The following is an 11,927-nucleotide window of genomic DNA, read 5'->3' as shown; positions in this document are numbered from 1 at the left end:
TGGATGCGCCGAGGAGCGCAGGGTTTGGCGGATCAGGGCTCGCGTGTGTTTGAGCGACGCGCAGCGGCGCGAGTTGAGCGAGACCCCGCCAAACCCGAGCACCGCAGGTTGCCCCGTAGCGAAGCGCAGGGGACGCAGACAGTGGGGTCGCCCTTTCTTTGGTTCCTTTCTTTCGGCGACGCGAAAGAAAGGGACTCGCATGCCGGGCGACTCCCGGCCTCCGCCCTCAACACCAGCATGCGGCCCAATCAGCACACCCCACCAAAACACTACAAAATCAATAGCTACCAGCGCATATCCCACTAGCGCCTGCGGCCATAAAGGCTCAAAAACCTCAAATCACCCCTTCAACCACCCCCGCAACCTCCCCACCCCTTCCTCCAATCTCCCCAGATCCTGACTCGCAAAACACCACCGCAACCACCCCGACGCCTCTCCCCCAAACGCGCTGCCGGGAGCCAACCCCAGCCCCGCCTCCCGTACCAACCGCTTGGCCAGCGGCAAACACTCGTCATGCCCGTCGATGTGGAAGAACGCATACATGCCCCCACGTGGCGTGGCCACCGACACCCCCGGCACCTCGGCCAGCAGCGGCACCAGCGTGTCGCGGCAGTTGCGTAGATGGTTCACCAGCGCGGGCGTTACCTCCTCCGTGCGCTGCAGCGCCACCGTGGCCCCGCGCTGCACAAACACCGGCGCGCACGAGGTGTTGAACTCGATCAGCTTGCCCACCGCCTGGGTGAGTGACGGCGGCAACACCAGCCACCCCAGGCGCCAGCCGGTCATCAAAAAGCTCTTGGAAAAGCTGTGCGTCACGATCAGCCGGTCCTCCGGTTCGGCCACGTCCAGAAAGCTGGGGGCCGCGCCATTGGCCGTGTCGCCCGCGTAGTACAGCCGCTCGTACACCTCGTCCGCCAGAATCCACGTGCCCGTGCGGCGGCAGTGCGCCAGGATGGTGGCTTGCTCCTCGCGCGTCAGCGTCCAGCCCGTGGGGTTGTTGGGGGCGTTGACGACCAGCAGGCGCGTGCCGGGTGTGATGGCGGCCAGCAGCGCATCCATGTCCAGGCGCCATGCGCCGTGCACGTCGGCCACCAGTGGCACAGTGCGCACCTGCGCCCCCAGAATGCGCGGCTGCGCCACCAGGTTGGGCCACACGGGCGTCACCAGCACCACTTCGTCGCCCGCGTCCACCAGGGTCTGCACGGCCACCATCAGGCCGTTCACACCGCCGGACGTCACTGCGATGCGGTCGAACCACGCATCGGTGTGCTGCTGCGGGTGCAGGCCGTGCATGTAGCCCGCAATCGCGTGGCGCAGTTCGGGCAGGCCCAGGTTGTGGGCATAAAAGGTCTCGCCCTTTTGCAGCGACGCAATGGCCGCGTCGCGGATGAAATCGGGCGTTACTTCGTCGCTCTCGCCGAACCAGAACTTCAGCACATCGCTGCGCCCCAGGCCTTCGTTGGCCACTTCGCGGATGCGCGACTCTTCGAGGCTTTGGACTACTTCTCGCATGCAATCTCCTTGAAATACACAGCCATCATCGCAGGCGTATAGTCGTTTTTTTGATTTTTTCACCACCTTGGCTGACCAACCAACGCTCATGACCTATCCCAACACCCAGCTCTTCATCGCAGGCCAGTGGCAAGACGCCGCTGAAGGCAAGACCCTTGCCGTGTTCAACCCCGCCACGGGCAAGGAAATCGGCCGCGTGGCCCATGCCACCAAGGTCGATCTGGACCGCGCGCTGGACGCCGCACAAAAGGGCTTTGAAGCCTGGCGTGACATGCCTGCCGCCGAGCGCGCCAAGACCATGCGCCGCGCAGCGGCCCTGATGCGGGAACGCGCCGAATCAATAGCCGCCATCATGGTCCAAGAGCAGGGCAAGCCCCTGGCTGAGGCCAAGGTTGAAACCATGGCGTCGGCCGACATCATCGAATGGTTTGCCGACGAATCGCTGCGTGTGTACGGCCGCATCGTGCCCTCGCGCAACCTCAAGGCCACGCAGATGGTGCTGAAGGACCCTGTGGGCCCCGTGGCGGCCTTCACGCCCTGGAACTTCCCCATCAACCAGGTGGTGCGCAAGCTGGCCGCCGCGCTGGGTGCCGGTTGCTCCATCTTGGTCAAGGCGCCTGAAGAAACCCCCGCCAGCCCGGCCGAGCTGATCCGCGCGTTTGCCGATGCCGGTGTGCCCGCAGGCACCGTGGGCCTGGTCTATGGCGACCCGGCTGAAATCTCCAGCTACCTGATCCCGCACCCCATCATCCGCAAGGTCACGTTCACCGGCTCCACGCCCGTGGGCAAGCAGCTGGCCGCGCTGGCGGGCAAGCACATGAAGCGCGTGACGATGGAGCTGGGCGGCCACGCCCCGGTCATCGTGGCCGAAGACGCCGACCTCGAACTCGCCATCAAGATCGGCAGCGGTGCCAAGTTCCGCAACGCAGGGCAGGTCTGCATCTCGCCCACGCGCTATCTGGTGCACGAAAGCATCCGTGCGGACTTTGTGGCCGCTTTCGCCAAATACGCCCAGGGCCTGAAGGTGGGCGATGGCCTCACGGCCGGCACGCAGATGGGCCCGTTGGCCAACCCGCGCCGCATTACCGCCATGGCCGACTTGTTGGCCGATGCGGTGCAGCAGGGCGCCAAGGTGCTGGCCGGTGGCGAGCGCATCGGCACCGAAGGCAACTTCTTCCAGCCCACCGTGCTGAACGACGTGCCCCTGTCGGCCCGTATCGTGAACGAAGAGCCCTTTGGCCCCGTGGCTGCCGTGCGTGGCTTCACCCAAATCGAAGACGCCATTGCCGAAGCCAACCGGCTGCCGTTTGGTCTGGCCGGTTATGCCTTCACTTCGTCGCTGAAGAACGCTCATTTGCTGGCGCAGCGCCTGGAAGTGGGCATGCTCTGGATCAACCAGGCCGCCGCACCTGCAGCCGAGCTGCCGTTTGGTGGCCTGAAGGATTCGGGCTACGGCTCCGAGGGTGGCCCCGAGGCCATCGAGGCGCACCTGAACACGCGCCTGGTGTCGATCATGAACGTGTAACCATCGCGCTCTTTGCTCCTTGGTCACAGGCCCCCGGTGCCATGGGCATCGGGGGCCTTTTTTTTTGCATTTGGAAGGCTGAACGTGGCGGCACAATGGTGGGCCGCTACAGAGCTACGGCCACCTCAGGTGGCTGTTACCCAGCATCCGCCATTTCAGGAGTGCACCGCCCATGCTGTCCCGACAATGCCTTGCCCTCATCGCTGCGCTGGCCTCCTGCGTGCCGCCTGCCTGGGCGGGCATGGACAAAGAAGGCTCCATCCAGCGGCCCGGACTGTTCTTTGCCTGGCTGTCGCCCGACGATGGTCCGGTGTGGGCTCATTTTGAGAACCCCGCGCACCTGCAGCAGCTGGCACGGCACTGCAATGCCGGCGCGCCGGTGTTTGCGCTGCAAGCAGGCACCCGCTACCAGTGCAAGGCCGAACTGCCGCCGAAGTCTGCCGGGCAGGAAGAATCCTACGCTGCAGGCATGACCGTGCAAGGTCCGGTGCCGCAGGCAGATACCCGGCAGTACCGGCTCTTCGCCCTCACGCCGCCGCGCACGCCGCAGTGGGTGGTAGGGAGCCCCGATGCCGAGCAGCTGGGCGCACTGCAGTCGTTCGTGCAGTCAGACGACCGCCGGTTTGGCGCGCTGCGCCGCCAGCTCCAATGGGGTGCGGCACGCACGGTTCAGCAGCCCCAGGGTGCACGCACTACCGTGGTGGTGCCTGGCAGGGTGGTGCGCGATCCGAATGCTTTTTACGAAGCCCAGCGGCACCATGTTTTTGTGCGTGGCAGTGGCGGCTATGCCTACATGGGCGAGGTGCCCGGAAAGCCTGACAGCTACGTGGACATCGACGGCAACGACCTGCCGGGGCTGGTGGTGTCGGAGGGGTGTGACGGCTGGTGCGTGTCGCTGTGGGGCGTGACGGGCGGGCTGCGGCAGGTGGGGCGGTTTGGCGGGCATTGAGAGGATGCCCTTTCAGACGGTGCTGTGGACCCTTCAGCGCTGTTGTGCCGGGTCGTACACGCAGCGAAAGCCGATGTACACCGCGTAGAAGTCCGCAGGCTTCCAGGCCTCGACCTCCGCGCGCATTTGCGACGCGGGATACCACCAGGACCCGCCCATCGTGCGCCGCTCGTCGCCGCGCGCATCGGCCGCCCATTCCCACACATTGGCGCCCATGTCGTGCAGGCCGTTCACTCCGGCCGCAGTGGCATTGACGGGCGCGGCGCGGGGCCAGGGGTCGGGGTCGCTGGTGTTGGCGCCCTGCGGGCTCTGGCCCGTCGTCCAGGGGTAGGTGGTGCCACGCACCCAGGGCGCGGGCGGTTGGCTGCGCAGCTCGGTAAAGCCGGCGGTGCGCCACTCGGCGGCGGTGGGCAGGCGGCCGCCCGCCCATTGGCAGTAGGCCTGGGCCTCGGCGTGGGTGAGGTGCACGGCGGGCAACTGGTCGGTGTCGGGCGGTGAGCCGTCGGGGCGCTGCCAGGTCCAGCCCGCGCGGCGCTGCCAGCCGCCCACGTATTCAAAACCGCCGCCTTCGCGCTCGGCACGGGTGGTGGTGCCGGTGGCCCGCACGTAGCGCGCAAACTGGGCGATGGTGACTTCGGTCTTGTCAATGCGCAGGCCGCCCAGGTCGTCCAGCACCACGGGCGCTGTGGTCTGGGCAGATGCGGCCAAGGCCCAGAACACCAGGATGGCGCTGGCTGCGTGGCGTGGTGTTGGCATGGTGCTGTGCTCCGCATTTCACAGCCAGGTAGTCATTGCCCGGCCGGTGTGGCGCAGAGTATCTGCCGCTGCAAAAGCCTGCGGGCGGGACCGGATTTGGACCGACCGAATGGCCTTGGGTGCGCCGGGTTGGGTGGTTGGCTCTGCGTCCGCAATAGGGCTATGCGCTGTATCCGGCAGGTCGCAGGCATAAAAAAACCCCGCACTCCAAAGAAGTGCGGGGTAATTGGCTGTGTGTCTGCCCTCCCACCAGTCAGGGCAGCAGCGTGTGGGGGGCCATCAGAAGTTGTGGCGCACGCCCACGGCGAAGGAGCTGAAGTCGTTACCCGGAGCCGACACGCCGTAGGTGGCGGCCTGGCTGTTGTTGATGCGGGTGTAGTACGTGTAGACCTTGGTGCGCTTGCTCAGGTTGTAGTTGTAGCCCAGCGTGTACTGGGTGGCGGCGCTGTTGGACACGTTGGAGTAGTTGCCGGCACGGCCCACGTTCACGTGGAACTCGGACACGCCCATGATGTAGGCGGCCGACAGGCGCAGGTTGGTGCGGTTGCCGCCGTTGGCGATGAACACGTTCTTGTCGCGTTGCACGTAGGCGCCCATCACGAAGGGACCGGTGGAGTACGAAGCGCGCACTGCGAACTGGTTCTGGTCGCCCAGCTTGGAGTAACCGGCGCCCAGGCCCAGCTTGCCGATTTCGTAGTTGGCAGCCAGGTCCATGCTGTTCTTGCCGCCGGTGCCGCTGGGCTGCTCGTGCTGGGCCCAGCCGGCTTCGAACGTTGCGCCGCCCAGGCTGGGGGTGCGGTAAGCGATCTTGTTGATGTCACGGGCGGGGTAGGCGTACAGGGCGTCAGCCGACGAGCCAGTGTCGTGGTTGTGGTTGCTGATGAAGTCGGCCGTGGCGTAGTACGACTCGGACGTGAAGTTGCCCAGGCGCACCATGCCGAAGCCGCCGGACAGGTTCACTTCGCTCTGGCGGGCAAAAATGCCGCGCGAGTCGGTAGCGCCGGAGCTGGAGTCAAAGCCGCTTTCCAGCTGGAAGCCAGCCATCAGGCCGCCGCCGAGGTCTTCCTGGCCCTTGAAGCCGAAGCGGGAGGAGTTGTTGAACAGGCCGGTCTTGGAGACATCGCCGTCTTTTTGGTGTTCAAAGCTGGTGTTGACCCGGCCGTACAGGGTGACGCTGCTCTGTGCAAAGGCAGCAGACGTACCCACCAGGGCCAGCGCGGCGAGGGCGCAGCGGTTCAATGTTTTCATTCGCGAGGTTCCTTAAATCAAATTTTGTTTGATGACAAATAATCACCGGCCAAAAACGCACAGGGGTGATGCCTTCGGGCCGCCGCTACAAGCAAGTTTGGTGCCTGTGGTGATGTGATCGTTGCACTTTGCAACGGAGGGGGATGCTAATGGCCGCCGGGATTGGCCGCCAGCGGGGTAAACACCTTTTTGTCATCCAGATGTCGTTGCGGCGCAACATGGTTCTGGTAAGGCATGCCAGAACCGACCCGGGGCGTAGCCCGGCACCCCCTCGAAGGTCGCGAATGCAGCGCAAGCCCTACGCGGGCTGCCGTCGGCGTGCCGCAGCGCCCGGGCTGCTGCCGCCGTGCAGGCGCTGCGGGGGCCGCGAGGATTGCAAGCGCTGCAGGGCGGCTGGTGGGGTTTGTGGAGTGGGCGACGACCCCTTGAGGGATCGTCAACGGGCCCCTAGAACCGGTAGGTCGAGGTCAGCGTGTAGGTGCGCGCCTGTCCGTAGAAACAATCCCCGCGTGCCAGGCACTGGGTGATGTGCACCTTGTCGGTCAGGTTGACCACGTTGAAGGCCACGCGCCAGTCGCCAGCGTCGTAGGCCAGCATGGCATCGGCCAGGGTGGCGGCAGGGGTGCTGATGGCGCTGGTGCCGCTCCATTGCGAGCCGGTGTAGCGCACGCCCGCGCCCACCACCCAGCCGCCACGTCCCTGCGCTGCAAAGCGGTGGCTCAGCCAGGCCGATGCGGTGTGCCGGGGCACGCTGGCCACGGGCTGGCCCTGGTCGCCTGCGTTGCTGCGGCTGATTTGGGCGTCGGTGAAGGCGTAGCCCACCGTGAAGTCCCACTGGCGCGCCAGGCTGGCCTGCACCTCTGCCTCGAAACCGTTGACCTTTACTTCGCCGATCTGCAGGCTGTTGAGCGGGTTGCCGGGGTCGGTGGTCTTGCGGTTCTTCTCGCGCAGGGTGTACACAGCGGCAAACGCACTGATGCCTTGGCCCGGTGGCTGCCACTTCACGCCGGCCTCCCACTGTTCACCGCGCTGGGGTTTGTAGGGGGTGCCGTACGCGTCGAGCCCACCCAGGGGCTGGAACGATTCGGAGTAGCCCACATACGGTGCCCAGCCACCGTCCATCTGGTACGTGACGCCAGCGCGTTTGGTCCAGGCCTTGTCGTCCACTGCAGCGGCAGGGCGGCCTTCGGTATCGGTCTGCGCACTGTCGTGGCGCAGGCCCAGCGTGGCCGTCCAGCGGCCCCATTGGATCTGGTCTTGCGCGTAGAACCCCAGCTGCTTTTGCACCACGCTGGGCTGGCGCACCAGCTGCGCCGCAGTGGGCGGTGTGAAGTTGTCGTACACCGGGTTGTACACGTCGATGGACGACGCCACCGCGCGCCAGGCCTGCTGGCCGGTGTGGTTGCGCTGCACGTCCAGGCCTGCGAGCACTGTGTGCGCGGTATTGCCCGCCTGCAGCTTGCCTTCGAGCTGCGTGTCGATGAGCAGCATGCGGCCGGTGTTGAGGTTCCACACCGCATCGCGCACCAGCGTGCGGTTGTCGCTGTTGAACACGGGGCGCGCAGGGCGGCCGGTCCCAGCGTTCGCGGTGAAGCTGGTGTAGATGGTGCGATAGTCCACCTCGCTCACGGTGCGGCGCAGGTTCTGGCGCACTGTCCAGTCGCTGTTCAGACGGTGGCTGAACAGGTAGCCCCAGGAGTTGTTGCTGGTGTCGTACGCGTCCCAGCCCGGCTCGCCGATGAAGGTGTTGCGCGGAATCTGTCCGTACTGGCTGGGCAGCTGCGTGCCTTGCCACGGGAAGAAGCCAATGAGCGAGCCGCTTTGGTCCTTCTGGTGCAGCGCCTGCAGCGTCAGCGACGTGTCGGCATTGGGCTTCCAGGTGAGCGATGGCGCAAACACCGCGCGGTTGTCGTCCACATGGTCCACCTGCGTACCGCTGTCGCGGCCCACGGCCACCAGGCGGTAGAGCCACTGGCCGTCCTGGTCGAGTGCGCCCGTCAGGTCGGCGGCGATCTGCTTGCGTGCGTTGTTGCCCAGCTGCACCTGCACCTCGCGCAGGGTGTCCGCCTGCGGGCGTTTGCTCGTCAGGTTGAGCACGCCGCCCACGCTGCCCTGGCCGTACAGCACGGAGGTGGGGCCGCGCAGAAACTCCACGCGTTCCAGCGTGTACGGGTCCGGCCGACTGGTGTTGTAGGTGCCGTAGGTGCGCAGCAGGCCGTCCTGGTACTGGCTCACCGTGCCGCCGCGTGCGGCAAAGCTGTCCACGCGGCTGTCGAAATAGTTGGACACCGCGCCCGCTGTGTATGCCGTCACCTGCCGCAGCGTCTGAACGCCCTGGGCTTCCATCTGGTCGCGGGTGATCACGCTGATGGCCTGCGGCGTTTCGATGAGTGGGGTGTCGGTCTTGGTGGCGCTCATGGCGCGCTTGGCCACAAAGCCGGTGACGGGTGCGGTGGGGTTCTCCTGCTCGGCGCCCGCACTCACGGTGACGGGGGCCAGGGCTTTCTCTGCAGCGGGCGCCGTGGGAGCGGTGGGGGCTGTGGGTGTGGCCTGCTGCGCATGGGCGGCGCCGCACAGGGCGAGCAGGGCCGCGTGCGCGATGGCGGTGCGGCAAACGGTGATGCCAGATTGCATGGTGCTGTTTCTCCGATGGTTGAAAAAAGGGGGCGGGCCCGAAGGCCAGGCACGGCGCGTGGCGCGCCTGGAGTGCCAGGAGCGCTTGGCTTTCGGGGCTGGCGATGGGACAGGCGCAGCCTTGGCGCTGGTCTTCAGAACGTGTAGTCCAGCGACACCTGAAGGCTGCGTGGCGTGCCGGGCACCACGGCGCCAAAACCGGCGGCGGTGGTGGTGCCGTCGATGTAGTAGCGGCGGTTGCCCGCGTTCTTCAGGTTGGCCTGCAGCCGCACGCCGCCTGCAAACTGGTAGCCCACGGCCAGGTCGGCCACGGTGAAGCCGGGCAGGCGCCACCTGTTGTCGTTGGCCGTGAACTTGTCGCCCTGGTGCACCAGGCCACCGCCCACCCACAGGCCGGGCAGCTGGGGCAGGCGGTACTGCGTCCACAGCGATGCGGTGCGGCGCGTGGCCCGCTCGACGCGGTTGCCCACGTTGGCACCGGCCGTGGTGTCGGCCAGCACCTTGGGGTCGTGGAAGCTGGCGTGGGCCGTCACCGTCCAGCCGGGCGTGATGCGGCCCTGCAGCTCCAGCTCGATGCCCTTGATCCGCTGGCGCGCGGTGAGCACCGAGTAGCCGGGGTGCGCCGGGTCGGTGGCGGGGGCGTTGGTCAGCTCCAGGTCAAACGCCGACACGGTGGTCATCAGGCGCTGGTCCAGCCATTCCTGCTTCCAGCCCACCTCCAGCTGCTTGCCCTCCGAGGGCGGGGCCGACTGCGCGCCCCACACCAGCGTGCCCGAGTTGGCCTGGAACGAGCGCGCATGGCTCGCGTAGAGCATGCTGCCCGGGCGGGGCTCCCAGCTGATCGCCGCGCTCGGCTGTGTCTTGCTCACGTCGGTGACGGGCGTGGTGTAGGCGTCTTTGAAGCGGTCGTGGCGCAGGCCCAGCAACAGGCCGAACTCGCCCAGCACCATCCGGTCTTGCACAAACACACCGGTGTTGCGGGCGTCGGAGGAGAGCTTGCCCACGCCGGTGGAGGCCACGGGTGGCAACAGGCCTGTAACGGGGTTGTAGAGGTCGATAGCGCCTAGGTTGCCCGTGGTGCGCGCGCCGTAGAAGCCCGCAATGGCGCGCCAGTCCAGGCCCGCCAGCACCGTGTGCTTGACCGCGCCGGTTTGCAGCTGCGCGCGCAGTTCAGCCAGTGCGGTGTCCGACGTGTAATTTTGTCCCGGCGCCATCCAGTAGGTGCGCGGCACGCGGCCGTTGGTCACCGGGCCCATGGGCGACACGATGTTCACGTTGCGAAAGGTTTCGTTGCGCGACAGGTGCACGCGGCCTTCCAGCTGGTCCGAAAAGCGGTGCTGCAGCTCGGTGGAATAAAAGCGCAGATGGCCGTCGGTTTTCAACCAGGGCTCGCCGTAGAACGCGCCCACCGGTAGCACGTCCGCGCTGCGTGGATTCTTGGGGTCGGGCACGGCCAAACCGGAGGTCGAAGTGCCGTCGATGCTTTGGGTCTCGGCCTGCGCGCGCCAGACGGTGTCGGGCGTGACCTGCCACTCCAGGCTGCCCGCAATGCCCTGTTTGCGCGGGGTGTTGCCATCCACAAAACTGCCGCCCCGGCTGGCGCCGCCGTCCAGGCGGTAGCGCAGCGTGCCGTCGGTGTTGAGCGGGCCGGTCAGGTCAAACTCGGCACTGCGCCAGCCGTGGCTGCCGGCGCCCATCTTCACGGTGCGCAGCGGATCGGCTTGGGGCCGCTTGCTCACGTAGTTGACGAGGCCGCCGGGCGCGACCTGGCCAAACTCCAGCGCGGCCGGGCCCTTGATGACTTCCACCCGCTCGATGTTGAACAGCGGTGGGTCCAGCAGGTGGATGAACTTGGCGCCGTCGCGCAGGAAGTTGTAGGTGTTGTTGGCCCACAGCCCCCGGATGGAGAACTGCGAGTACGAGCCGTAGTACTCGCTGCGCGACGACACGCCCGAGGCATGGCGCAGCACATCGCGCTCGGTGGTGGCCATCTGCTGCTCCAGCAACGCGTTGTCGATCACGCTGACCGAGCGCGGCGTCTCCAGCACCGACAGGCCCAGGCGCGAGCTGCTTTGCGCGCGCCGTGCGGGCGTGGCGGCTTCGCCTGCCGTGGAGTCGATGACATCGACCTGGCGCAAGGAGGGGGCGGCTGCTGGAGCGTCGGAGGGTATAGGTGCGGGTGCTGTGCTGTTCTGCGCGAACGCGGTGCCGCACACAGCCAGCAGTGCGGCGTGCGCCACCGCGGTGCGCAAGAGATTGGGGTGAATCATGGCGCTATCGAATTAATAGCTGTCGGCGCTTTTACGTAAAGCGCTACAGCCCATTTTTAGTGATATGAATGCCAGCCGCCCGAGCGTGCCAAGGCTGTACCACGCGCCGCGAGAGGGCGGTGGTTTGTGCGGCTAGCAAATCGGCGGTGGCGGCAGCCGGGGCTCAGTGGGCCTTGGGCGGCTCGGGCAGGGCGGGCGACGCCATGCCGTCGGCCAGCACAAAGGTGAGCGTGGTCACGTAGCTGGCTTCGCCGTACTTCTCGCCTTGCACTTCGCCGGGGGTCTTGTCGCTGTGCTTCACCTCGGCCACGTACTGGCCCTTCCAGGGGGTGACGAAGGTCACCGTGCCGTCTTCACCGGCCTCGGCCTCGCGCGTCCAGCCCGACGGGGCGGCCAGCTGCACCTTGGCCTTGGGCAGCGGCGCGCCTTTGTAGACCACCTTCAGCTCTCCGGGCTTGCCGGTGGGCACCAGGTCCAGCGGCGCGGTGGGTGCCACGGGCTTGGCCAGGCTGGCCACCCAGCGGGCCGAGGGGTGCCAGATCATGGCAGGCAGGTTGCGCTTGCTGCGGTCGATCAGCGGGTAGCTGGCGGCGGCGAACAGGGTGTCGGGCGTGCCCGTGGTGGTGTAGACAAAAGCGTCTTTGGCGAGCTGGCCTCCCACGCGCTGGGGGGCGGCACCCGCGCGTTGTTGTTCCAGTGCGGGCACACCCTTGAACTGGTCCAGCCGGCCGGGCGAGGTCTCGCGCAGGTTCTCGTTGAACTCGCCAAAGTGCAGGCGCGCCTGGCCGCCAGCGTTTTCGAGCCAGACCTGGTGGGCATGGACGGAGGGCACCGCTGTGAGGGCGGCGCAGGCCAGCAGGGCGGACAGCAGCGGGGCTTGGAGGCGTTGGTTCGAGGACATGGACGTTTTCCTTTCGGTGGTTTAGTGACAGCAAAAACAGCGGAGCGCAGTGCTCCACACCCCCGGCGCTACAGGGGAAAAATACTCATTTTTTGATAGCTGCCTGCGCTTGTTGGATAAGCGCTGGGTGGC

8 protein-coding genes are annotated in these 11,927 nt (G+C 66.7%); 2 read left to right on the top strand and 6 right to left on the bottom strand.

Going from position 1 to position 11,927, the window contains the following annotated elements; all coding sequences use genetic code 11:
* Positions 1-339: 339 nt before the first annotated feature.
* Positions 340-1,512 (bottom strand): pyridoxal phosphate-dependent aminotransferase, encoded by a 1,173-nt coding sequence (locus ACTJKQ_RS01520; protein ID WP_440595780.1) that lies wholly within the window; start codon positions 1,510-1,512, stop codon positions 340-342.
* Positions 1,513-1,600: 88 nt separating this feature from the next.
* Here ACTJKQ_RS01520 and ACTJKQ_RS01515 point away from each other — a divergent pair, with 88 nt between their 5' ends.
* Both ACTJKQ_RS01515 and ACTJKQ_RS01510 read left to right on the top strand, forming a co-directional pair.
* Positions 1,601-3,037, top strand: a complete 1,437-nt coding sequence (locus ACTJKQ_RS01515; protein ID WP_108497260.1) for an NAD-dependent succinate-semialdehyde dehydrogenase — start codon at positions 1,601-1,603, stop codon at positions 3,035-3,037.
* 172 nt (positions 3,038-3,209) lie between these two features.
* On the top strand, positions 3,210-3,986 hold the full coding sequence (locus tag ACTJKQ_RS01510; protein ID WP_440595779.1) for a hypothetical protein: 777 nt from the start codon (positions 3,210-3,212) through the stop codon (positions 3,984-3,986).
* A gap of 33 nt (positions 3,987-4,019) precedes the next feature.
* Here the strand turns inward: ACTJKQ_RS01510 and ACTJKQ_RS01505 are convergent, their stop codons facing one another.
* The 5 genes from ACTJKQ_RS01505 to ACTJKQ_RS01485 all read right to left on the bottom strand — a co-directional run bounded on the left by ACTJKQ_RS01505 (position 4,020) and on the right by ACTJKQ_RS01485 (position 11,795).
* A complete protein-coding gene (locus tag ACTJKQ_RS01505; RefSeq protein ID WP_440595778.1) occupies positions 4,020-4,742 on the bottom strand; it encodes a formylglycine-generating enzyme family protein in 723 nt (240 codons plus the stop codon).
* 279 nt (positions 4,743-5,021) lie between these two features.
* Positions 5,022-5,990 carry a porin gene (locus ACTJKQ_RS01500; protein WP_108497263.1) on the bottom strand — a complete coding sequence of 323 codons (969 nt, stop codon included), beginning with the start codon at positions 5,988-5,990 and terminating at the stop codon, positions 5,022-5,024.
* A 447-nt stretch (positions 5,991-6,437) separates the two neighbouring features.
* Positions 6,438-8,624, bottom strand: coding sequence for a TonB-dependent siderophore receptor (locus ACTJKQ_RS01495; protein ID WP_440595777.1), 2,187 nt, complete (start codon positions 8,622-8,624; stop codon positions 6,438-6,440).
* Positions 8,625-8,758: 134 nt separating this feature from the next.
* Positions 8,759-10,894, bottom strand: coding sequence for a TonB-dependent siderophore receptor (locus ACTJKQ_RS01490; RefSeq protein WP_440595776.1), 2,136 nt, complete (start codon positions 10,892-10,894; stop codon positions 8,759-8,761).
* Between the two features lie 163 nt (positions 10,895-11,057).
* Positions 11,058-11,795: a TonB-dependent receptor gene (locus ACTJKQ_RS01485; RefSeq protein WP_440595775.1), complete on the bottom strand. Its 738-nt coding sequence runs from the start codon at positions 11,793-11,795 to the stop codon at positions 11,058-11,060.
* Between the last annotated feature and the right edge of the window lie 132 nt (positions 11,796-11,927).

Origin of the sequence: Acidovorax sp. 22279, from assembly GCF_052045435.1 — a bacterium.
GTDB lineage: Bacteria > Pseudomonadota > Gammaproteobacteria > Burkholderiales > Burkholderiaceae_C > Acidovorax > Acidovorax delafieldii.
The sequence above is the reverse complement of the archived record's forward strand: the minus strand, read 5'-3'. Positions and strand labels throughout refer to the sequence as shown.